Origin of the sequence: Teredinibacter haidensis (genome assembly GCF_014211975.1) — a bacterium.
GTDB lineage: Bacteria > Pseudomonadota > Gammaproteobacteria > Pseudomonadales > Cellvibrionaceae > Teredinibacter > Teredinibacter haidensis.
Map to the genome: position 1 here is coordinate 1,707,356 of NZ_CP060084.1, position 23,280 is coordinate 1,730,635.

Sequence of the window (23,280 nt, forward strand, 5' to 3'; positions counted from 1 at the left end):
ATGTCACTAAAAGGTCTTATTGTTCAACTATGGAAACCGATGCGATAGACCGACCCAAAAACAAAAAAAACAGCGGCAGCAGTTCCCAGACCAGTGAACTGGCTGCTCTTATGCACAGGCTTATCGAGTTGCGACACGATATGGTGGAGTTTGCACAGGAACGATTAGTCGACTACGTCGATTTTTATCCTAACCATTCATACACGCCAAGCGCATGGAATTTAGCCCAATACCTATCCTTAAGACGCCACGATCTGCGCACCCTGCAAACGCAGCTGACCTACAATGGCTTATCCTCACTCGGACACTCAGAAGCTCATATTCTGCAAACAATCAATAATCTGATCCGCATTCTCAGTCTAAGCCTCAATACCCAAAACCCAGAATTGCCGACAGACGTACCCTGCATCGATTACTACGCAGGCATGCTCAACCTAGTACAAAACACAGACGCCATTTTTGGTCCGCCCGCCATTAACCGCAGCGTAAGAATAATGGTGACCCTCCCCGGGCACTCCGCTACCGATTACGCCCTGATTTCCGATCTTGTACGTACAGGGATGAACTGCGCGCGAATCAATTGCGCTCACGATTCACCCGATGCCTGGCTCGCCATGATCGGGCACGTACGTCGAGCGGAAAGTGAATACAAACGCAGCTGCAAAGTCTTGATGGATCTCTCGGGGCATAAAATACGCACAGGCCCAATGGAGAGCGAAAGCACCCCAGAGGCGCGTACTCGAAAAACTAGAGCCAACGCAATCCGTGTAAGTTTCGGAGAAAAAATAACCCTTTCTCAAACGGCAAAACAGAGTAAGCCCGCAACAGAGAAGAAAAATGCCGTTTTGTCCTGCACCTGCCCCAACATATTCGACTTTATTTCACCCGGTGAAGCGGTGTGGATAGACGATGGAAAAATCGGCACGATTATCGAGTCAGTCAATGAGCAACAAGCCATCCTGAGAGTTACCCACGCGGGGCCAAAGGGCGGCCGTATCAAGCCCGATAAAGGCTTAAACTTCCCTGAAACAGCATTAAAACTACCGGCGCTGAGTGAAGCCGATATTCAAAATCTCGATTTTGTAGCTCTGCACGCCGATATGGTGGGCTTCTCCTTCGTGCAAAGTCTAAGCGATATGAACCAACTGATCGAAGAATTAAGCAAGCGCGACGCAGGTATGATGCCTATTATCGCAAAAATTGAAACGCGCAGAGCGGTACAGAAACTGCCCGAGATATTACTCGGCAGTATCGGGCGACACCCTATCGGAGTCATGATCGCTCGCGGCGACCTCGCCGTAGAGCTGGGAGCCGAGCGAATGGCTGAAGTGCAAGAAGAGCTATTGTGGATATGCGAAGCGGCCCACGTACCCGTTATTTGGGCAACACAGGTTCTTGAGAGTCTTGCGAAAAAAGGCATCGCATCGCGACCAGAATTAACCGACGCTGCAATGGGTGAGAGGGCCGAGTGCGTTATGCTAAATAAAGGGCCCTATATTCTCGACGCAGTTCACACACTTGCAGACATCCTCTCCAGAATGGAAGCTCATCAAATGAAAAAGCGCTCACAATTGCGAGCGCTTTCCTGGTGGAGAGGTTAAACCTGAGAGGACGAACTAGTGGCCTTTAGGCTTCTTGTGCTCCCATGCCCCTTTGGGGGTTAACTTAAGCATTAACACATCGTGGCGCTTAATCGTGGTTTTGATAAGGTCTTTCGTGTTGCCTTTATTATCTTTGTTCCACAAATCCTGCCAGGTATAAATTTCGGCATTAAAGTCGACTTCACGCTTAGTCAGATCATCAACGATTTTTTCATTTCTAAAACCAAACTTAAACGTCTGATCGTGATTATTGCGGTTTAACGCCGCCATAGCCCACTCACCGTTGGCGAGAGGCTTAAACCAAACATCAACGCCATCTTTCGATTTAAGTTTGAAGCCCTGAATGCCCAATTCGTCCTGATCCACAGCAATAACATCTTTATTGGTGACGATCGACAGCGTTTCTTTAGACATGTTACGCAGATCATTACCAGCGATTAAAGGCGCTGCCAACATTGCCCACATTGAGAAGTGTGCGCGATCTTCCTCGGCAGACATGCCATTACCCACTTCCATCATATCCGGGTCATTCCAGTGGCCTGGACCAGCGTATTTACGCAAGCCGTCCTGCATATCGAGAATTTGTAGTACTCCCCAAGAGGACCACGTTCCATGATCGTACTCACAGTCGAAGCAGGCATAGATATCGCCCGTTGTGCGCCACAATTGACCTAATGGAGACGCCCATTTCCAGGGATCGTTATCACCCCACTCACAAATGCTTAAAACCATTGGACGACCGGCAGCCTTCAAAGCGCGACTGATGGTCATGTAAGCACCCTCAGCTTTTAATCCATCCGTTTCACACCAATCATATTTCAGGTAATCGACACCCCATTCCGCATAGGTTTTCGCGTCCTGGAACTCATAGCCGCGGCTGCCAGGTTTCCCCGCACAGGTTCTCCATCCAGCATCGGAATAAATGCCTAATTTCAACCCACGCTTGTGCATATAATCGGCAAGCGCCTTCATACCCGAAGGAAAGCGCTCTTTATCCACCTGAATGCGTCCGTTAGCATCGCGGTCGCCATGCCAGCAGTCATCAATGTTCACATACTCATAACCGACATCTTTCATACCGGTTTTGACCATGGCATCGGCTGTAGCCTTGATCAATTTTTCATCGACATTGCAGCCAAAGTTATTCCAGCTATTCCAGCCCATAGGCGGTGTCATCGCCAAGTGCTCGTACTTGTCTGCAGCGACTTGGTTAGCGCTGAGCATGGCTAGCACAAGGCCAAGGGCAAATCCAGCCCCAAGTAAACGTTTACCCTTCATTCGAGTAGTCATTAAAGTAATCCTCGTAAGCTTTTGTTAAATAAAGATATTGTTTTATAGATGATAAGATAAAAAACCCTCCACCCAGGTTCCCAATAACCCGGACGGAGGTTTACTTTGGCAATCTCCTGGCGCCAATGTAACCGTTTTCATTGAGGCTGTGCATTCTACCTTTATCAGCACTTCGTGTGTAGTCTAATTAGCACTTTAGGATATCCATGGGGATGAAGCGAGTTTGTGCTATACCCTTAAAGTACTTAATTTTTAACCGGTAACCAGCATGAGAGACAACTATCAACGCCAATATTTTGTGTCGGCCGCGTCCGTTGCTGCAGAGCTCCACAAGGCGATGCTTGTTGCTCGAGACATCTCACTCACCGCCAGTAACGCCCGCGCACTCGCGTTACGTGCGGGCCACGGAGCAGCAGGATTTAGAGCGCTAACGGAATTTATTGACGAGCTGGCTAGAAAAACGGTCAGCGCGTCTAAAGAGATAAACGCCGAAGCGATTGAGATGAGCCGAACAGCATCGGATATTGCCCGTGCGCGCAATGCGCTGGACCGGTTTCAGCTCGCCTATAAAAAAGGCGAAGGCGCCCCCTACCTCCACACGATCGACCACGCCTACACAAGAACAAAGCAACGACATGGCAGACTTGAAGCGGCCTTTCGCGATCAAATATATCAACTGACCGACCGCCTAAATGAACTCGGAAGAGAGCTGCGCACAGCGACTGTACTCGCCGCAATGTCCCGCGTAGAAGCCTCCGCATCAGGTAAAGCATTCGAGGATTCCCTCAATGTAATAGCGGAGAACGTTGCTCAGGCGGCAGAAAAAATTCAATTACATGTTCGATATTCGCAACGCTTATTTGGCGATATCACTCTACACTAACAATAGATAATCGAGTAAAACACAATGCTGACCAAGGAAATCTACAGTGGCAATAGCCACCGGTGGTTTATGTTTGGCCGAGACCCGGACAAGGCCGATAACATTATCGACACCAACCAATATATGGTGTGCTCACAAAAAAACGCTTTGCTTATGGATCCTGGGGGAATCGAACTCTTTTCCGCCATGCTAGCCAATGTTGTTAAACAGGTTCCGGTTCAGCAGATTACGCATTTATTTGCCTCTCACCAGGATCCGGATATTATTTCTTCTCTTGGTCTTTGGGATCAGGCGCTGGAAAATGCAACACTACATGCACCATGGCTGTGGGAAGGTTTTATTCGTCATTTTGGTATGAATACGATCAAATTCAACGCGATTCCAGACGAAGGTGCCTCTATCGTGCTCGATAACGTACATATACAGTTTATCCCTGCACATTATTTACATTCATCCGGCAACTTCCACGCATACGACCCGGTCGCTAAAATTTTGATGAGCGGTGATGTAGGCGCCGCACTAGAAACCGTTAACGCGCCGTTATTTGTAGAAAATTTTGAAGAACATAAAAAATTAATGACGATGTTTCACCAACGTTGGATGCCGTCAAATAGAGCAAAAAACGACTGGATAAATCGTGTACGTAAATTAAGTATCAACATGATGTGTCCACAACATGGCCGAATTTTCAAAGGTGATGATGTTCAACGCTTTTTGGATTGGTTTGAAGACCTTGATGTTGGTACGGCCATTTAGGCATTATACGACCTTTAAAATAAGAGATACTGTTATGACCAAACTATTTCGTGCGCTGCTTACCTGCGCGCTGTTTATTTCCGTTCAAACTTTAGCCTTCGATACTTTTATTACTCGCGATCAGCACCGCTTAATGGATGGTAATAAAGAGTTTAGATTCGCCGGTATTCACGCACCAGAATTACACCGTATTGAAGATGACTCCAGAGGCCCATGTAAAGCAGACCCGCGAGGCTGGGGCCAATACTTTAAGTGGCCGACGGCACTGGAACAGGAGAACTGGATCAAAGCGCTGGTTAAAAGCGGCCATAAAGCCATGAGAGTGTATGTACTTTCGGTCGGCACAGAGTGGGATGCAGCCTGCGGAAGGGAAACCCATATTCTTGCGCCCACTGAAAAAAACGGGCTACCCCGCATCAATGAAACGGCAATGATCCATTACGACAGTATGATATCCCTAGCCGATAAACACGGTTTACGCTTAATTCTGCCGTTTATTGATCACTGGAAATGGTGGGGAGGCCGCGAGCAATTAGCAGCCTTCTATGGCGAAAAGGAAGATGACTTTTACAATGTGAAAAGCAAAACTTACGCAGCTTACCAGTATATTATTCAAGAAGTTATCAACCGCAAAAACACCATCTCTGGCCGTTTGTATAAAGACGAACCCGCCATTATGGCCTGGGAAACCGGGAATGAGCTGAAAGGATCAACCGAAGCTTTTGTTAAAAACACGGCGGCCCATATTAAATCTTTGGATACAAACCACTTAGTTCTCGATGGCACCTACCTGAAGGTTAATCCTTCTTCCCTTGACGACCCCAATGTCGATATCATCTCCAACCACTTTTACACCGTAAACCATAACAATAATCCCGCACAGATTCTGAAAGACCTGAAAGCCATCGACGCGAAAAAAGTGTATATCATTGGCGAGTACGGGTTAAAAGATGCCGCCGGTCTAAATGACATTATGCAAGCCGCCGTTAACACGACCTATAAAGGTGCAAGAGCGGCAGGCGCATTTATTTGGGGGTTCCGTGGCCATAGAGAAGTTGGTGGTTATTATTGGCACAAGGAATATACCGGCCACTATAGCTATCATATTCCGGGCTTTGCTGGAAATGATGGCAATGAAGAGCGAACCGTTGTTGATCTCGTACGCAAAGCGCAGGCACAAATGAATGGAATGAAAAACGCTCCAGCCCTACCGGTACCGGAAGCGCCTCTTTTACACGCCATAGGCAACCCTAAGGCCATAAACTGGATGGGAGCACCGCTTGGGCGTTACTACAAAGTAGAACGCTCCGCGTCCCGCCTGGGCCCATGGAAAGTGATTGCAGAAAAAATATCGGATGGTCGCAACGAATACGACCCCTCCAACGACTCGGTTTTTAGTGATACCGGAAAGCTAAGCCCTGGCGAATATTTTTACCGCGTATATGCACAAAACGAAAGTGGTATCTCACCCGCGTCCAATACAATGAGCGTTACCGTTTCACCGTAAACCACATATCGATAGAGGCGCCTATGATGGCGCTTCTTATCTATGCTACTCAGCAACAGGCTTACGTGACGTTTTCACTACCGAACGGTGAGCCTTATTTTGTAATCGTCTGCGAACAGATGCCCTACTCGGCTTCGTCGCGATCCGTCTGACTGGAGCATGTACATATCGCCCCAGGAAGTCTTTCAATCGCTCAATACCATCCTCCTTATTTTTTTCCTGCGTACGAAAACACTGAGCCTTGATAACAATTTCACCTGTTTTTGTAATACGCTTATCACCGCTAGCTAGCACACGATCAATCATTAGCTTTGGCAAATTTGAGCGGTATAAAGAAAAACGCAATTGTATTGCAGAAGAAACCTTATTCACATTCTGCCCTCCGGCTCCCTGAGCACGAATAGCAGAGAACTCTATGTGGTGTTCTTCAAGCAGAATTCTGTCAGTGAGGTACAGCGGAAACTCAATCATAACGGCAAAGGTAGTGAATATAACGTGCCATCTGCCAAAAAGGCTCCCTGCGCGAATATTCCAACTCTTTTTGAATTAAACCTTCCGGGTCACGGTTGCGCTGTTCCGGATCGAGTATGTAGTCGTGAAAAACACGAATACCACTTTTGCACAACAGGGAAAACCCCTCATCATTCAACTGTTCACAGATATGTTCTGGGTTCTGGGGGTGGGTTGGCGTGAGACTACCGCGAAAGGCGGTGAAATTATCAATATCAAACTTATGATAGTTCGTGCGAAGCAAATTTTTAAACGCCAAACCATTCATGTTGTAAAAGGTTAACGAAAGGTAGCCGCCAGGCTTTATTAAACCTGTTAATTTTTTAACCAGTGTATGCGGCTCTGCCATCCACTCGAGTAAAGCATGACACAGCACTAGATCGTATTTTTCCGGCAGCCCTTCATCAGCAAGTACCGAATCCAACTGTTGCATTGGACTCTGCACAATCGCAATTCGCTTGCGATACTCTTCACCATGAACATCCACCTCACGATCTATCGAGGCCCGCGCCAGATTGAGCATTTCGGTGGAGATATCATTAATCACTAGCTCACAGCCATGAGTCGCCAACCGGCTTGAAAACAGCGCTTCACCTGCCGCGACGTCCAACACGCACTTATTCCCGGAGTCAGAGAGATATTCAGGGATAAATTGCTGAAAGTCGCGCTCCAATACCTTTAAACGAACGCTCCCCTTAAGTGAGCCATAGACATTTCGGCGAAAACGCATCGCCAAATCGTCAAAATTTCGATCAACTTGCTGGGACATGGGGCAAATACCTGCTACGGTGAGCCGGCTTTCTTTTTAAGTTTTGCGGCACCTTCGCTAACCACCAAACGGCTGGAGGCAATACGTTCTGCAATATTAGCCCAATCAATATTCGCGGAGAGATCTCGATCTTGAATAGCGGTATTGGCGGCTGACCTGGAAGTAACGGATGAAGCAGCAGCAAAGCAGCGCTCTACATGCTTTTCGCGGTTAACTAAAAGCTTGTCCTTTACAAGCACCCATGGATCCATATCGAGCTTGTGGCAAAGAACGGTTAAGTAAATATAGATATCCGCGACATCTGCAGATATATCCTTCAGGCACGCGGCGTCATCATCAATAATTTCGGATTCAATCTCCGACATCCTCTGAAAATTTTCCAGCAGCTTAGCCGCTTCAACGACTATCGTCGTCGCCAGGCTTTTAGGGGAGTGCTTTAGCTCACACCCTCTTGCTTCCGCTACTCGACCAAATTCGCTAAGGATTAGCTCCTTATTCATGAACTTCTCCGCTCTGCTTACAGAGCTCTATTATAAAAAACGGTAATACTTCCGGGTCCAGAAGGTTGAATTCTACCAGTCTTAAGATTACATTCGTTAGCTTGTTTTCTGGTCGGCATCAAAAACTTTCCAAATAGCCGCTCTCCCCACTGAGGTTTTCATGATATCCAACACCCCTGCATTTACATTATTGAGACAACAAGTCGTCGAATCACTCAATCTGGAGGTGTTCGAATATGAACATATTGCCACCGGCGCCCAACATATTCACTTAAAAGCAGACTCGGAAGAGAACGTTTTTCTGGTCGCATTACGCACCGTTCCCAAGGATTCTAGTGGTGTAGCGCATATTCTGGAGCATACAGCGCTTTGCGGCAGCAAAAAGTTTCCTGTACGCGACCCATTCTTTATGATGACCCGGCGCTCACTCAACACATTTATGAACGCCTTTACCAGTTCCGACTGGACAGCCTACCCCTTTGCCAGCCTTAATCGCAAAGACTTCAACAATCTGCTCGACGTATACCTTGATGCCGTCTTCTTTTCCCGCCTCGACCCCTTAGATTTCGCTCAGGAAGGCCATCGGCTGGAGTTTGAAGAACCCAATAATAGCGATTCCCCACTGGTCTATAAAGGCATCGTCTACAATGAAATGAAAGGAGCGATGAGTTCTGTGCCATCACAGCTATGGCAAACACTCTCCAAACACCTGTTTCCCTCCAGCACCTACCACTACAACAGCGGTGGTGATCCCGACTCCATCCCCGATCTCACCTACGAACAACTGATTGGTTTTTACCGTACGCACTATCACCCCAGCAATGCCGTTTTTATGACTTTTGGCAACATCAGTGCGGAAGAACACCAGGCCAAGTTTGAAGAACAGGTATTGCAGCATTTTGAGCGTCTCAACTACACAGTTTCCGTAGATGACGAAAAGAGATACTACGCGCCAATCCGAGTACAGGAAGCTTACCCATACAACGAAGATGATGCCGAACATCGTAATCACGTCGTTATGGCCTGGCTACTAGGCAAGAGCACCGACCTGGACGATACGCTGAAAGCCCAACTGCTCTCCAGCGTACTATTGGACAATAGCGCCACCCCGCTGATGCACGCACTTGAATCCACGGATCTAGGCAACGGTCCCTCCCCGCTGTGCGGCCTGGATGACTCGCAGAAAGAGCTTTCTTTCCTTTGCGGCCTAGAAGGTTGTGAAAGTGGTAGCGCAGACGAGATAGAAGCCTTAATTATCGGCACACTAAAAGAAGTGGCTGAAAACGGCATACCGCAGGAAGATATCGAATCAGCACTGCACCAATTGGAACTGCATCAACGGGAAATTGGGGGCGACAGCTACCCCTATGGTCTACAGCTAATTCTCACAGCACTGAGCACAGCTACACACCGTGGAAACCCCGTTCAGCTGTTAAACATTGATGCCTCCCTAAACAAACTAAGAGAAGACATTAAAGATCCAGGATTTATACCAAAGCTAATCAACGAGCTCATTCTGAACAACCCCCACCGCGTGCGCCTTGCCATGCAACCAGACTCCCATATCAGTAGTCGCAAGGAACAGGCCGAGATCGCCCGGTTAGCTGCCATAAAATCCAGCCTGAGCGATGACCAGCGATTGGAAATTATTGAGCAATCCCAAGCACTTAAAGAGCGTCAAGATAAGCAGGATGATGCCGATATTTTGCCCAAAGTGACGCTGAAAGACGTTCCCAAATCTGAATCCCATATAGAACCCGAGATCAAAACAAACCGTAAACACCAGCTCACCTCATACAGTGCAGGCACCAATGGATTGGTGTATCAGCAGTTTGTGCATCAGTTGCCACAACTCAGTGAAGGCGACTTGCCGCTACTGCCGCTCTACACCAGTAGCCTCGCCGAACTGGGAGCAGGCACCAAGGACTATTTAGCCATGCAACGCTGGCAAGCCAGTGTGAGCGGTGGTATAAACGCATTCAGCTCCATTCGCGGCAGCATCCAGAATATTCACGATGTAAACGGTTATGTCACCTTTTCCGGTAAGGCGTTAAACCGAAACCACCGTGCGCTGTGTGACTTAATGCAAAGCGTTATGAGCGACGCACGCTTCGATGAAACCACCAGAATTCGTGAGTTGGTTGCGCAAATACGCGCACACCGCGAACAGGGTATTACCGGTAGCGGGCACGTCTTAGCTATGCTTGCCGCCACCGCGGGTATATCGGCAAATGCACACCTCAGTCATTCACTTACCGGTCTAGCCAGCATTAAGGCTATCAAAAAACTGGATGCCGACATAAAAGATTCGGATCATAAATTAGAAGAACTTTCTACCATACTAGGAAACGTTCACCAACAGATCATACAATCGCCCAAGCAGGTACTTCTGGTAGCAGAGCAGGCGAATTTGAATGAGTTTGGCAACAATATTGAAGAACTTATCTCCCTGCCGGTAAATGACCAGACAGAACCTTTTACTTTAACAAAGAGAACCGAACACATTCAGCAGATGTGGCTGACCAATTCACAAGTGAACTTCTGTGCTCGCGCCTATCCAACCGTTCCCCCCAGCCATGAAGACGCTGCATCACTAATCGTTCTGGGTGGTTTTTTGCGCAACGGGTTTTTACACAAGGTCGTTCGTGAACAAGGTGGCGCGTACGGCGGGGGCGCATCTCAAGACAGCAACAATGGCGCCTTTCGCTTTTACTCCTACCGCGACCCGCGAATGGTGGAAACACTGGAAGATTTTGACCGCTCCATCGATTGGTTATTAAGTGAAAAGCACAACCCACAACAGCTGGAAGAAGCTATTCTGGGAACAGTCAGCTCTATCGACAAATCCGAATCCCCTGCAGGAAAAGCCAAACGGTTATTCCATGCGGAACTTCACGGGCGGGATTTAACTTACCGACAACAGACGAGGGAAAGAATATTGGCAACCACAGTTGCCGATCTACAACGCGTTGGTGAAAAATATCTCGCACAACAGACGCCTAATACCGTTATCATTAGCGACTATTCACAACGGGAACAAGCACAAAGCCTGCAACTGGATGTTATAGATATTTAAGATACAAATGTGGCCCATGAAGTACGTGCACGGAACCGATTTCCCCACGTACGGGCTACACCAAGCGGTTGAGCAGGCATTTACATTAGGACCCTCGGGGACGCCGCCTTTACCCAAACACACCAAAAATGACATTCGACACTCTCCCTCGATATTCAACAAAAAATGCCTGGTTACATACACCCTTCATAATATATTCCTTTCCGTTTTCCCCTAAGACAGACTGCGCCTATTGGTATGCCCACGCTTACCGCAAAGATCATTTACACCTCACTATAATCATCACTCACTTGATTGGCCAATCCCAACACAAAAACCGCACTTGCCTCATGGTCTTAGTTTCGCTAGTATCTTCAAATAAAAATAACGACTAGATGGAAGGCCATGAAACAACTAATCGCATTAGTTATGATACTCTCGCTATCAGCGTTTAGTACGGCAGAACTTCAACTCGAAAAATTAATAAAAGACGACTGGATCGAAGTACGCAGTAAAAATTTCACTGTTATTACAGATGCAAACGAAAAAATTGCAAAACTTCTTGTAAAAGATCTCGAACACTTTCGTTACTTCATTACCCAAACGCTCGGCAAAGAACTTATCAGCGGTAAATCGCTAAAAATTATCGCCATTTCCTCCCGTAAAAACTTCAAACGCTTGGATCTACCTGAATTTTGGGCAGGCGTATTTCTAACCGGAATTGACGGAGATATTGCCGTGGCAAATATCTCCGGCTACTCGAAGTCAGCAAAGAATAAGAGCTGGGGAAACCAGGTTTTAATGCACGAATACGTGCATTTTGCTGCTCGAAGCCTCGAAAACTCAACATATTACCCGATGTGGTATAACGAAGGCGTTGCCGAATATCTTGCCTCCTTTCGACAAGAAGAAAATGGCAAATATGTAAGCATTGGTAACATGGATGTGATTGGCGACCGGCTGTACTCCATATTAAAGCGTAGCGGCAATGGAATTGAATCCGTCGATGTCGAAGACCTTTTCAAAACAACAAATATTAGGATGGGCTGGCGTCGGGATGAGTCAGGTAAAAAGAAAAGAAAAGATGAGCGAGCTGCGGGCAAGTTTTATGCGAGAGCGATGCTCACCTACCACTACCTAAAAAGTGACCAAACCCTAAGCGAAAATCTTACGACCTACTTACACTATATTAACCTTGGAAAATCTGTTGACGAAGCGTTCAAACGGAGCTTTAATTCAAGCTACAAGGAGATGGATAATGCCATCATCTCTTACGTGACCAAAAACGTAAAATATATTCGATTCAATACAGAAATAGCTGGAATAAACTTCCCAAAAATTAACCCAACATTAACAACGCTATCTCCCGCCCAAATATACGAAGAGTTAATTGCCGCGATTCTTCGTTTTAGTTCATACACTTATACAGAGCGCGACTCCGCACTGCTCTTATCGAACATTTACGCCCCAAACAGCTCTCGAGTTAAGCTCTCGGAAATTAGCTATTTGAGAAAACCGAATCAAAAATCAATAACTATCAGCGATAAAGAGCTCAAAAAGCTCAACAAAAAATCCAGGAAAAAACTTTCGGGGTTCAGGCGTTTACTAACACCTCTCACCGCGAATGAAGCCGAGAAACAATATAGTACCCTATTGGAAAAAAACCCCGACAATGCCGACATACTTGCATCACAAGCGCACAACCAACTTGACAACACCATCAGACAACTAAAAGTTGGGCACCCAGACGGCAAAAAGAATTTCGCGAAATTAAGAACTCTCGCTCGAAAATCCCTAAAAAACGATGGGAATAACGCTCTTGCTTATTATGTTTTGGGCGCAGCAACCGCTCGGATAGATGAAACCCAAGAAAGATTTCTGGCTGAAGCAGCCATGGCGTTATCCAACGCAAAATTCCTTTACGGGATTGACACTATGGACCACCGTTTATGGAATGAAATTGAAATAAATATGTTGCTGGGAGACTCGCCCAATGTTCTTACTCTTAGTCGTCAATACTTAACACGTCACAATGGCAACTGGATTAACAAAGGCTACGGACGATTTTTCATCGAGGCGCATGAAACCCGAGCCAACCCTTTTGCTAAAATCAGCTCTAGCAACCCAGATCAGATTATCTATGAAGATGGCACCGTTTACGTAGGCGAAACTAAAAACAAACTTCCTCACGGAAAAGGTACACTCACCACTTATTTCAGTTCAACAATGTCTGGGGCTTGGGTAAACGGGTTCATGGAGGGACGTGGAGAGCTTAAAACCAGCAACGGCTATCAATACATAGGCCAATTTAAAGAAGGTCAAGTAACAGGCCTCGGTAAAATAATCTACCCAGAAGGCAAAAAAATCATCTACTCTGAAGGCCAATTTTTAATGGGAATGGAGCACGGCGACCACCGTTTTGTCTACACAGACGGAAGAATATTTGACGGACCAAATTGGATTGGCTCTTCTCATGGAAAAATCACCGTATACAAAAATAGACAACAGCTATACAGCTTCGATGCCTATCGAGGCAGTATTCGATCTGTCATTGATGATAACTTAGTATTTGCTGGCAGAATCACCGAAAACTATGAAGCTACTGGATGGGGCACGTGCTACAGCAAGCAAGACAATCGAGTCTGGCAATGTCTATTCGATGAAGGAAAACTCGCAGACAACACCGTTACCATACATGGGGTCCCGGTGGACATCGTTAATTAGATCGCCCAAAGGTCATGTTAGGCATCGACGCGATGCAGCTCTGGCTTATCCAGTTAGGTTTACAGTTTACGGAACACATGGATTTAGCATCCAGCACCCTTTACCACAATACCACCGAAAGCAAATACATTTCCCAGACTCCAATGACCGTAGCCACCGTCTTTACACTCGCACCACCTTACCCACTATTGATTCCAGCGATCAAAAATACTTTCTACGGCCTTACCTAATTATCCTAAACTAACGAAAGCAAGGAGAATGGTCGAAAAATTTCTGCGAACATCTACGTTTAATGAGCAATGATCGTTTCAATTAAGCGATCATCTCCAATTACCACCTCAAATTCACCTGGCTCCAGAACAATCTTCATATCGACATCCAACAATTTGAAATGATCCTTACTGATATTCAGTTTCATTTTACGTTTCTCACCAGCTTTAAGGTGAACACGATCAAAAGCCACCAGCTTTCGAACAGGCGTTGTTACACTGCTCACCTTGTCATTAAGGTAAACCAGCACGACTTCGTCGCCAGCAACCACACCTGTATTTTTTAAGATTACAGACAATTCCATATCGGCTTCAGGGTCTACCGTTTTGCGCATCTGGAGGTCTGAATATTGAAATTGGGTATAAGACAAACCAAAACCAAACTCAAATAATGGTGAACGACTACTCTGGTAAAACCCGCCGCGATGGAACGCAGAGGGTTTGTGATTGTAATAGCTCTGAAGATGACCCACCGAACGCGGAACGGTAATCGGCAGCCGTCCACCAGGGTTATAAAGACCGAAGATGGCTTCAGCAATAGCTTGACCACCAAACATTCCTGGCTCCCAGGCTTCGATAATAGCGTCGGCATTTTCCACCAACCACTCGGAGGCTATCGGGCCTCCGTTGATAAGCACTACCACCAATGGCACACCCTGGGACTTAATTATTTTAAGCAAGGCCAATTGATCACCAACCAATTCAAGGCTTGGTCTATCCAAGTTCTCCCCACTGGTTTTATCTTTATCAAATCGCAGGGAATTTTCACCAACGACAACAACGGCCACATCGGACTTGGCGGCCATTTTAGCGGCCTTCTTTATGATGGAGTCATCAATTTCCCCGTAACCGTCAATGGGTAAAAAATCGACTTTTGTCTTATTCGATGCTACCGATTCAATACCTTCCAAAACAGTAACAACGTTATCTTCCGGCTGCAGTCGAGACCATTCGCCTAAAATCGTTTGGTTATTTGCCCCGGGCCCGGTAACCAGTATCCGAGATACGTTTGTTGCCAAGGGCAGGAAGGTATTATTATTTTTCAATAATACCAATGATTTTCTTGCCGATTCCAATGCAAGGTCTAGGTGTTCTTTTCTAAGAACCGTTTTTTCTAGCTGTACTTTATCTACGTATCGATTTTCAAAAAGACCTAACTGAAACTTCGCATACAGTATTTTGCTCACAGCATCATCTATTCGGTGCAGCGGGATTTTTTCCGCCAAAACAGCACTTTTTATATGGTCGAAAAATCCTGGACCATGCATATTCATATCCATGCCGGCAAGGACTGCTAGCTGACTTGCAGCTTCTTCCGTTTCGACCACTTTATGAACGGACTGCAGACGAGCAATATCTTTCCAGTCACTGATATAAAAACCTTTAAACCCCCACTGCTTACGAATCAGATCCGTGAGATAACGCGCGTGTGCATGACTGGGAATACCATTGATATCGTTATGGGCAGGCATAATGGTATAGACACCACTTTCAATCGCTCCCAGAAAAGGAGGAAAAAAGATCTCCTGCAACGTGCGCTCGGAAATATCGGCAGAGGCACCATTTACACCGTTGTAGGCAATTCCGCCACCGACAAAATGTTTGGCTGAAGCAATAACGTTCTCCTGCCCGTTAAAATTTTCACCCTGATAACCACGCACCATCGCATTACCCATTTGCGTTACCAGATACGGATCTTCGCCAAAGGTTTCACCAAAACGACCCCACCGAGGATCTCTAACGACCTCGATATTCGGAGAAAAAGCCCAATGATACCCTGTCGCTCGCATTTCAATTGCGGTAGACCTAGCCACAGCTTCCGCTAGACCGGTATCAAAACTGGAGGCGAGCCCAATCTCGGTGGCATACAGTGTCGCAGGATCACTGTACATACCGTGCCCATGCAAAGCATCTGTCGCAATTAACAAAGGTATTTTAAGCCGGGATTCGGCAGCAAGCTCCTGCAAAATATTAGCTTCGCGGTAGCTGGCCACCTTTAAAAAAGAACCCACTTTTCCATCGCGAATCAGGCCTGCTCTTTCTCCAAGACCCAGGGTGTAGTCCAACTTGGTATCCTGTGTTTCGATACTGCCTTCCGAAGCCTCTCCCACGTACTGACACATTTGCCCTATTTTCTCGTCTAGCTTCATTTCTTTTAAAAGAAGAGAAACCCGCTCTTCTGAGCTTAGGTTTGAGTCAAGGTAATCACTTTTTGCCTGCACGTTCTGTAAAAACCCCATAGTTACAATAACTAAAACAAAAATTTTATAACTTATTTTTTCATTTGGAAACAGCCCTAAACAACGCGTATCAATTTTTTGGCAATAATTATTTAACCGATTTGTTTTTATAGTACTTCTGCAACACATAGTATGCCTTTTTCTTTTCTCCCTTATCGGAGAGCAACCCCTTCCGGTTCCAGCCTTCCTGAATTACGGGGTGTGGTCGACGAGGGGAACGAAAATCCACCAATATCCACGGAGACATTCCACGCAGCTGATCAATTTCCTCCAGCATTTTCAGTGATTCTTGATATAGATCTTCCTGATACTCCTCAGACCATCGCGTTAACTTATCGCCGTGATAGCCCTTCTTTGCACCTGCGCCAAATTCTGAGATGACAACGGGCTTATTTTGAGTAATATGCCAGTCCACTCGCCCCAGTTTTTCGGGAAGGCCGTTATACCAGCCGATATATTCATTAAACGCCAGAACATCCACTATTTCAGCGAACGGATCGTCGATGGTTTGTACTAAGGGGTTATCCTGGTAATCCCGCTGCTCCAGTGCAGCACTAATTAAGCGCGTTGGATCTAATCTTCGCGCAGTCGCCGCCAGGCTAGTTAGAAATTTTAGCCGGGCTTCACTATTAGGCGTTTCATTCGCCATGGACCAGATAATGACAGAAGCTCGGTTTTTATCGCGCGCAATAACATTGCTTAACTGGCTCTCTGCATTTTTATACGTTTCAGCGTTATTCCACGAAATTGTCCAGTACACCGGATTCTCTTCCCAGACCAGAATGCCCATTTTATCCGCCAAACGAAGCATATGTTCGTTGTGTGGATAATGCGCTAAGCGTACGAAATTACAGCCCAGTTCCTTCGCCCAGTTTAGAAGCTGTTCCGCATCAGCCAACGAATGGGCCCGCCCACCTCTGAGTGGGTTTTCCTCGTGAATTGAAATACCTTTCAGAAAGACAGGCTCATCATTGACCAATATATTTGGCCCATCGGTACGCAGTGTTCGGAAACCAATATCGTCAACTACTTTATCCTGCCTAGTCTCAAGTACGACCCGATAGAGTTTGGGGTTTTCAGGGGACCAATAGGTAATGGATTCAATTTTTGTATCAAGTTCAACGTAACCGTTCGCGTCCGTACGTAGGTTCGATTTGAAGTCAATTTCTGGAATAGAAAGTGTAACGGCTCTATTTTTGATGTTTTTTCCGTTTAGACGAACAAAGCCTTTCAATCGGCTTTTATCAGTAGGCGCCAACTGCACCATGTAATCTTGGATAAAAGAGTTGGCCACTTCAACTAATTTTACACTGCGGGTGATACCTCCATAATTCCACCAATCCGTATTAAGCGTAGGAACAGCATCTTTTTTTCGGGTATTATCAACTTTCAACACAAGAAAGTTGTCTTTTTCTTTTAGCAAGCCGGTTACTTCATAGTTAAAGGGTGTAAAACCGCCAATATGTGTCCCCAGCTTTTCACCATTAAGATAGACGTCCGACTGATAGTTAACCGCCCCAAAATAAACAAAAACTCGGTTTGATGATAACGTCTTTTTGAAATCGAACGATTTTTTATACCAAACGGTTCCTTCGTAATAGAACAACTTTTCTTTTTGTGAATTCCAATCACCAGGAACGATCAAAGTGTCAGATTTATCGAAATCATATTCAACCAATTCAGACTTATCATCCTGTTTGGCATTAGAAAAATAGGCGTTTTTTCCTGAATCTTCCATTTGGTCAAAAGGCTGATAACGGTAATTAAAATATCCATTCTCATATGGGTCGACAATATAGTTCCAGGATCCGTCCAAACTGATCGACGAGCGGTTATAAGTGTTGATCATAAGAGATTCGGCGCAAACAATAGAAGTGAAGAGAGTTAACACAACAAAAAGAAGGTATCGCTTATTTTTCATCATAATTTAAGTTACGAATAGGTTTTTGGAATATTTTTATAGGGGCACTGGCCGGGTGACTTATACGAATAAAGGTAAGTTTTCACCGACAACAGCTTATTTTAATGCGTGACGGGTGAACAGAGGGTAGCTAACAAAAAAATAGACATTTACACTTGCTCTAACAATGTGTTGCGAAAGTTGTCCCCGTCAATATTACCATTCTGCCTATGGCGCGGGTTGTTTACTAGGCACTGTCTTCGCTTACACACCAGTTATCGACCAACGAGGGGTTAGCCATCCCAGCTCAACCACCAATGGCACCAATGGCACCAAGCACCACCATAGTCCACTCCGACGATAGTAAGCTCAACGGTTCGTAGACGCTACCTAATACAATTTGCGATAACTTTTCCATATTAGACTTCGCGTGAATAAAGGGCCGTGAAAAAAATAGCCCTTACCGTAAATCCCAGTGCCAGAGAAACCCTGCCTAAACGGTCTTTAATCGAGACTGTTTACCTTACCCTGAACAACGTCAGCCACACTAGGCTCGTTACGAAACAAACCGATAACCCGCGCCTTTAGCCTATCTCCGCCCAAATAACTTACCGGCACTAAAAAGAGTGTAATAACAGAGGAAAATGCCACTCCGAAGGAAAGCGAAAGCACCATAGGAATCAAAAACTGAGCCTGATTACTACGCTCGAATAATATCGGCAGCAAACCGACAAACGTTGTCAAAGACGTAAGTACAATTGGGCGAAAACGGTCAATACCAGCATTTAGTACAGCATCCAAAGCTGTTTCACCTCTAGCTCTAAGGGTATTGATGCGCTCCAACAGTACAAGGTTATCATTCACGACAACACCGGAGCAGGCGAGAAATCCAAAAAAAGAAAATATACTGATATCAACCCCAAAAAGCATATGCCCAATAACGGCGCCAACGAAACCAAAAGGCACCGCCAGCATAACCAAGAATGGTTGAAATAGAGAGCGAAAAGCAATAGCAAACAGCGATAACACTACGATAAATATTTTAAGAAAATTCGAAGCGAAATTATCACCAAATTGTGCGCGTGTACGCAGGCTTCCATCGGTAGACAAATTGAATCCCAGGTAGCTCTGCTTCCATTTCGCGCTATTGCTCTCAAGCATTTCCATTACTATCCTATTTGCATCCTGCCCTTCTTCCACCTCGGCAGTAATCGCTATATTACGCCTCCGATCGACGCGCCTAATGGTACTTGAACCACTAACTAAATTGACATCCGCCACTGCACTAATAGGGATTTCACGCCCATCAGTCGTACGAATACGAACATGATCCAACGTGTCTAGCGTCTGCCTCTCATCAGACCGATAGCGCAACATAACGCGTACATCTTCTTTTGCCCGAGGAATGCGCTGAATTTCATCGCCATAAAACCCCTGCCGAACTTGGCCCGCCACGTTCCCCAAAGAAATACCTAATGTTTCTGCGTAGGGCTTTAGCGAGATCTCAACTTCGGTACGCTCGGAATCAAGATTACTGCGAACGTTAAAAACACCGGGATAAGCCGCTAATACCGCTGTTATATCACTCACTGCAGCCTGCTGAACTTCCCGTCGGTTTTCCAGCATATTCATATTGAGTGTAATATCGGGCCCATCGCCACTCAGCGAGGCGTTTAACGAAAAACTCTGCGCTTCCGGCATTGGGCCAACCAGCTTGCGTAGCTTTTCTGCCACCTCATCGGTGCTTACGGCACGCTCTTCCAGGGGGACCAAACCAACAAATACCGTAAGAGATGTGCCGTTCAAGCTTCTATTAATTTCGCGAATAAATGGTTGCCCACCGTTTAGTTCCAACAATTCTTTGTCTTTGGCGACAACTGAGACCTTTTCAAGAATATACTCAGCTGCCTCCTGCGTTCTTGAAAATGGAGTACCGTCAGCAAAGCCCACATTCACGATAACAAACGGGCGTGGAACATTGGGAAAGAAACTGGAATTAATCCATCCCGCAGCCACAATTGAAACCGCAATAGCAAAGACAAAGAAAAACCCGAGAATGGTACTCGCCTTATGATGGAGGGCCATTCTCAATGCCGGCAGGTATTTTTGCTCCGCGAAGCGCTCCATTTTGTAGGAGAACCAGTGGCGAACGGATTCTATTTTTTGGAGAAAATAAAATCTACTGGGCTTCTCAGGCCCCATATGTGACAAATGCGAAGGTAAAACCAACAAAGACTCCACCAACGAAAATACCAGACATAAAAACACCACAAAGAAAATTGAGCGTGTATAAATCAACACTTCAGAGGGAACGTCAATCATCGGCAGGAAGAACATAATGGTACTAACTACAGCAAGGAAAACTGGTTTCAGTACCGAGAAAGTACCCGTGTAAGCTGAAAGTTTACCTTTTTCTCCCCGTTGCTGATGACGATAAATACTTTCTCCCACAATGATCGCATCATCAACAACAATACCCAGTACCATCAAAAATGCGAACATCGACAACATGTTAATGGATACATCAAAAAACGGAAGTAACCAGATCGCTCCGGCGAAAGTTGTCGCGATACCAGCAACAACCCAAAACGCCAAAATTGGCCTCAAAAATAGCATCAGAATAATAAAAACCAGAATCAAACCACTTAGGGCATTATCTTTAAGCAAGTTAAAACGGCTATCGAAGATTTCACGCGATTCAAAGTTGATTTGCAGCTTTATCCCTTCCTTCAGGCTTTTATTGAACTCCTCAATATAGGTCCGGGCATTGGCTGTGCCTTCAAATAATAGTGGATCGTCACTCATTTTTATTTCAAGGTTTAGACCTCGCTTGCCGCTCAAGGCGAAATCTACATTCTGCTCTGAAAATCCATCGTTGATTACAGCTATATCACCCAGACGGAGCTGACTGCCATCACGATGACTACGCACGACAATTTTGGCAAAATCATCGTAATCAAACGCCTGGGCACGGGTTTGAATTTGAATATCGCCATCTTTGGTTTTGATAGTCCCAGCCGGAACATTAACAGAGGTCTGGCGTATAGCCGATGCGACTTCAGAAAAACTGAGATTGTAACGACGAAGAGCACCTTCAGAGATTTCTATGCTAACCTCATCCGATTTAAGCCCTGTAATCTGCACTTCTGAAACACCTTCGAGAAGACTCATTTCATCACGAATCTGATAAGCGATATTTTTTAATTCACGTAATTCCGCATCACCATATAATGCAGCCCACATTAAAAATTGCCGCCGGACCTGCTGCCGGACAATCGGCCGTTCAGCAGAAGAAGGAAAAGTATTAATGGCATCCACCCGGCCTTTAATATCACCCAACAAGACACGCGCATCAAAATCCTCTGTCACCTCCACATTAACAAAGCCAAAACCCTCTCGCGAATCGGATGTTATTTGAAAAATGCCAGGCAAATCGGAAATAGCTTCTTCAATACGAACAACAATTTGCTGCTCCACCTCACTAGGCCCGGCACCAGGGTAAACCATGGATATCTGAATGCGATTACCGATGTAGGCGGGAAAGGTTTCTTTTTTAACTACACCTGAACCACTAATACCGCCAATCAACATAGCGATCATTAGCAGGTTTGCAGCGATAGGGTTATCAATAAACCATCGAATAAGCCCTTTCATATCACTATTCCTTTTTCTTATCTGTGGGCGTGATGGTAGCTACGGGTTGCTCAGCGCCATAATTCTCCAATAGCGGCTCTACGGTACTGCCCGCAGGAGTAAGGGATTGTTTTTCCACGGAGACTAAAGTGTCTTCCTCCAAATCGGTCTGCACCCAAACGGTTTTCTCTGACCGGCGAAGTACTCGGACATTTTGAACGGCAACTTTATTCTCGCTATCCAGGCTAATTAATTTATCCCGTTCAAACAAAGCCCCTCTCGGCAGAGCCAAAACATCGTCCAATTCTTTACCTTCGATTTCTGCCTCCACAAATAGACCAGGCAATAGCGGAACATTTATATCACTCCCTGTGGTTTGAACATCAAAAGGGTTAGTTATTTCGACAACGGCGTAATACATACGCGAATTTGAATCCACGAAGGCATCGGTTCTCACCAAAGAGCCCCTCCACTCGCGCTGCTCACCCGCCACACTGCCTCGCACAATAACGCTCGGATTGGTATATCCACTATCGCGTTTTTGTGGTTTTATAAAGGGCAAGTGAACCAGTGCCGCCTGACTTTCGGTGAGTGGCAAGCGGATTTCTACACCCGTAGAATCATAAACGGTTGCAATCGGACTCCCCATAGAAACGAACTGCCCCAAGTCGACAAAAGCCTCTTTAACCCTCCCCCTTAAAAGGCACCGTAATTTTAGTACGATCCAAGTTTAGTTTTGCTACTTCCAGCGCCCCGCCAGCGGATTCGAGGTTGGCTCTGGCTGCAGCCAGTTGTGGCTTGCGCATAAATAAATCGTTAGCGTTTGAGTTACCCAAATCGCGCCATTCACGCTTTGCTTGCCGACTTAGACCCAGCTCTTCTGCCAAACGATACTTGGCCTCCGCCACCCTCGCTTTCGCGCTAAGAAGTGCTGCTTGATATTCACTGTCATCAATATGTATTAATACCTGAGATGCATCGAAAAAACCGCCATTATCGAAAGCCTCTTCGACTTTTACAATTTGGCCGGTAACCTGAGCAATAAGATTGATCTCTCGAATTGGCGTGACAGTCCCCTGAGATGTTACAGAAAGCCGCATTCTCTGCTTTTTAACCGGTGTCACCGCGACTTTTACATAAACAGGCTTATCATCCGTAGGCTTTGGTGTTGGCTTTGGTTTGAGCGCAAACAAAGCGACGATAACAAGCAGGCCTGCCATCACAATTGTCAGAGGCAGAAAATATTTTTTATTCATTAGAGCTTCCTTTACAAAAATTTTCCTTATCAGGTATATAGCCGTCTCTCTGTCTTGTGTCTGTCGAGTGTATAACGGCATTTGTGAAGACACAGTTGTCTTTTAATATCAAAAAGAAGTAATTACCAAACCCACTAAACACTGCATAATTTAATGAATAATGATGTCGAGAAAAACGTAATGAAAACTGACGGTAAAGATCATTCTATCGAACGTTCTCCACATATTTTATCTTCATTTTGTAAGCGTCCTAATATTTCTCGATCGTAGCAAAGTAAGCGCCAAATAAGTCTTTTTTTATAGGTAGCCCCCTGAAATACTAGCCTCAAAATGCATGCAAGACTATTGGCTCGGCAGGTAACGTTTGTGCCTGTAAAGATAATGTTT

16 protein-coding genes are annotated in these 23,280 nt (G+C 45.7%); 7 read left to right on the top strand and 9 right to left on the bottom strand.

Annotated elements, in window-relative coordinates; all coding sequences use genetic code 11:
* The first annotated feature begins 29 nt into the window (after positions 1-29).
* Positions 30-1,601, top strand: coding sequence for a pyruvate kinase (locus H5715_RS06710; protein WP_083607925.1), 1,572 nt, complete (start codon positions 30-32; stop codon positions 1,599-1,601).
* Between the two features lie 15 nt (positions 1,602-1,616).
* Here the strand turns inward: H5715_RS06710 and H5715_RS06715 are convergent, their stop codons facing one another.
* On the bottom strand, positions 1,617-2,891 hold the full coding sequence (locus H5715_RS06715; protein WP_246434721.1) for a glycoside hydrolase family 27 protein: 1,275 nt from the start codon (positions 2,889-2,891) through the stop codon (positions 1,617-1,619).
* Between the two features lie 268 nt (positions 2,892-3,159).
* On the opposite strand from H5715_RS06715, the gene H5715_RS06720 reads away from it, so the two are divergent.
* Genes H5715_RS06720 through H5715_RS06730 form a run of 3 tightly spaced genes read left to right on the top strand, consistent with a single transcriptional unit; the run spans position 3,160 to position 6,037 of the window.
* Positions 3,160-3,774: a chemotaxis protein gene (locus H5715_RS06720; RefSeq protein WP_075184630.1), complete on the top strand. Its 615-nt coding sequence runs from the start codon at positions 3,160-3,162 to the stop codon at positions 3,772-3,774.
* Positions 3,775-3,798: 24 nt separating this feature from the next.
* Positions 3,799-4,530, top strand: coding sequence for an oxygen-binding di-iron domain-containing protein (locus H5715_RS06725; RefSeq protein WP_075184629.1), 732 nt, complete (start codon positions 3,799-3,801; stop codon positions 4,528-4,530).
* A 34-nt stretch (positions 4,531-4,564) separates the two neighbouring features.
* Entirely contained in the window at positions 4,565-6,037 is a 1,473-nt protein-coding gene (locus tag H5715_RS06730) for a glycoside hydrolase 5 family protein (RefSeq protein WP_075184628.1), read from the top strand.
* 45 nt (positions 6,038-6,082) lie between these two features.
* Here H5715_RS06730 and arfB read toward each other — a convergent pair whose 3' ends face one another.
* From arfB to H5715_RS06745, 3 genes are read right to left on the bottom strand one after another with little or no spacing between them, the layout of a single operon-like run.
* On the bottom strand, positions 6,083-6,508 hold the full coding sequence (arfB, locus tag H5715_RS06735) for an alternative ribosome rescue aminoacyl-tRNA hydrolase ArfB (RefSeq protein WP_075184627.1): 426 nt from the start codon (positions 6,506-6,508) through the stop codon (positions 6,083-6,085).
* On the bottom strand, positions 6,501-7,316 hold the full coding sequence (locus tag H5715_RS06740; RefSeq protein WP_075184626.1) for a methyltransferase domain-containing protein: 816 nt from the start codon (positions 7,314-7,316) through the stop codon (positions 6,501-6,503). The genes arfB and H5715_RS06740 overlap by 8 nt, the downstream gene beginning before the upstream one ends.
* A gap of 14 nt (positions 7,317-7,330) precedes the next feature.
* Positions 7,331-7,816 (bottom strand): nucleoside triphosphate pyrophosphohydrolase family protein, encoded by a 486-nt coding sequence (locus tag H5715_RS06745; protein ID WP_075184625.1) that lies wholly within the window; start codon positions 7,814-7,816, stop codon positions 7,331-7,333.
* Between the two features lie 160 nt (positions 7,817-7,976).
* Between H5715_RS06745 and H5715_RS06750 the strand changes: the two genes are divergently transcribed.
* The 3 genes from H5715_RS06750 (at position 7,977) to H5715_RS06760 (ending at position 13,825) form a co-directional block, all read left to right on the top strand.
* Positions 7,977-10,892, top strand: coding sequence for an insulinase family protein (locus tag H5715_RS06750; RefSeq protein WP_075184624.1), 2,916 nt, complete (start codon positions 7,977-7,979; stop codon positions 10,890-10,892).
* 384 nt (positions 10,893-11,276) lie between these two features.
* Positions 11,277-13,595, top strand: a complete 2,319-nt coding sequence (locus H5715_RS06755; RefSeq protein WP_075184623.1) for an MORN repeat-containing protein — start codon at positions 11,277-11,279, stop codon at positions 13,593-13,595.
* Between the two features lie 14 nt (positions 13,596-13,609).
* Positions 13,610-13,825, top strand: coding sequence for a hypothetical protein (locus H5715_RS06760; protein WP_139309721.1), 216 nt, complete (start codon positions 13,610-13,612; stop codon positions 13,823-13,825).
* Between the two features lie 59 nt (positions 13,826-13,884).
* Here the strand turns inward: H5715_RS06760 and H5715_RS06765 are convergent, their stop codons facing one another.
* The 5 genes from H5715_RS06765 to H5715_RS06785 all read right to left on the bottom strand — a co-directional run bounded on the left by H5715_RS06765 (position 13,885) and on the right by H5715_RS06785 (position 22,893).
* A complete protein-coding gene (locus H5715_RS06765; RefSeq protein WP_185906609.1) occupies positions 13,885-16,104 on the bottom strand; it encodes a glycoside hydrolase family 3 N-terminal domain-containing protein in 2,220 nt (739 codons plus the stop codon).
* Positions 16,105-16,192: 88 nt separating this feature from the next.
* The gene (locus H5715_RS06770) at positions 16,193-17,953 is read right to left on the bottom strand and encodes a glycoside hydrolase family 2 protein (RefSeq protein WP_221892352.1); all 1,761 of its coding nucleotides are present in this window, start codon (positions 17,951-17,953) and stop codon (positions 16,193-16,195) included.
* Between the two features lie 555 nt (positions 17,954-18,508).
* Positions 18,509-21,658, bottom strand: coding sequence for an efflux RND transporter permease subunit (locus H5715_RS06775; protein ID WP_075184620.1), 3,150 nt, complete (start codon positions 21,656-21,658; stop codon positions 18,509-18,511).
* Between the two features lie 4 nt (positions 21,659-21,662).
* Positions 21,663-22,286, bottom strand: coding sequence for an efflux RND transporter periplasmic adaptor subunit (locus H5715_RS06780; protein ID WP_083607923.1), 624 nt, complete (start codon positions 22,284-22,286; stop codon positions 21,663-21,665).
* Between the two features lie 34 nt (positions 22,287-22,320).
* Positions 22,321-22,893 (bottom strand): efflux RND transporter periplasmic adaptor subunit, encoded by a 573-nt coding sequence (locus tag H5715_RS06785; protein ID WP_075184618.1) that lies wholly within the window; start codon positions 22,891-22,893, stop codon positions 22,321-22,323.
* Between the last annotated feature and the right edge of the window lie 387 nt (positions 22,894-23,280).

What these genes read in the sequence shown, in the direction of transcription:
- arfB (WP_075184627.1), bottom strand. Translation starts at nt 6,508, where the DNA reads ATGATTGAGTTTCCGCTGTACCTCACTGACAGAATTCTGCTTGAAGAA.
- H5715_RS06785 (WP_075184618.1), bottom strand. Translation starts at nt 22,893, where the DNA reads ATGAATAAAAAATATTTTCTGCCTCTGACAATTGTGATGGCAGGCCTG.
- H5715_RS06760 (WP_139309721.1), top strand. Translation starts at nt 13,610, where the DNA reads ATGTTAGGCATCGACGCGATGCAGCTCTGGCTTATCCAGTTAGGTTTA.
- H5715_RS06720 (WP_075184630.1), top strand. Translation starts at nt 3,160, where the DNA reads ATGAGAGACAACTATCAACGCCAATATTTTGTGTCGGCCGCGTCCGTT.
- H5715_RS06725 (WP_075184629.1), top strand. Translation starts at nt 3,799, where the DNA reads ATGCTGACCAAGGAAATCTACAGTGGCAATAGCCACCGGTGGTTTATG.
- H5715_RS06730 (WP_075184628.1), top strand. Translation starts at nt 4,565, where the DNA reads ATGACCAAACTATTTCGTGCGCTGCTTACCTGCGCGCTGTTTATTTCC.
- H5715_RS06710 (WP_083607925.1), top strand. Translation starts at nt 30, where the DNA reads ATGGAAACCGATGCGATAGACCGACCCAAAAACAAAAAAAACAGCGGC.
- H5715_RS06750 (WP_075184624.1), top strand. Translation starts at nt 7,977, where the DNA reads ATGATATCCAACACCCCTGCATTTACATTATTGAGACAACAAGTCGTC.
- H5715_RS06775 (WP_075184620.1), bottom strand. Translation starts at nt 21,658, where the DNA reads ATGAAAGGGCTTATTCGATGGTTTATTGATAACCCTATCGCTGCAAAC.
- H5715_RS06740 (WP_075184626.1), bottom strand. Translation starts at nt 7,316, where the DNA reads ATGTCCCAGCAAGTTGATCGAAATTTTGACGATTTGGCGATGCGTTTT.
- H5715_RS06745 (WP_075184625.1), bottom strand. Translation starts at nt 7,816, where the DNA reads ATGAATAAGGAGCTAATCCTTAGCGAATTTGGTCGAGTAGCGGAAGCA.
- H5715_RS06765 (WP_185906609.1), bottom strand. Translation starts at nt 16,104, where the DNA reads ATGGGGTTTTTACAGAACGTGCAGGCAAAAAGTGATTACCTTGACTCA.
- H5715_RS06715 (WP_246434721.1), bottom strand. Translation starts at nt 2,891, where the DNA reads ATGACTACTCGAATGAAGGGTAAACGTTTACTTGGGGCTGGATTTGCC.
- H5715_RS06770 (WP_221892352.1), bottom strand. Translation starts at nt 17,953, where the DNA reads ATGATCAACACTTATAACCGCTCGTCGATCAGTTTGGACGGATCCTGG.
- H5715_RS06780 (WP_083607923.1), bottom strand. Translation starts at nt 22,286, where the DNA reads ATGGGGAGTCCGATTGCAACCGTTTATGATTCTACGGGTGTAGAAATC.
- H5715_RS06755 (WP_075184623.1), top strand. Translation starts at nt 11,277, where the DNA reads ATGAAACAACTAATCGCATTAGTTATGATACTCTCGCTATCAGCGTTT.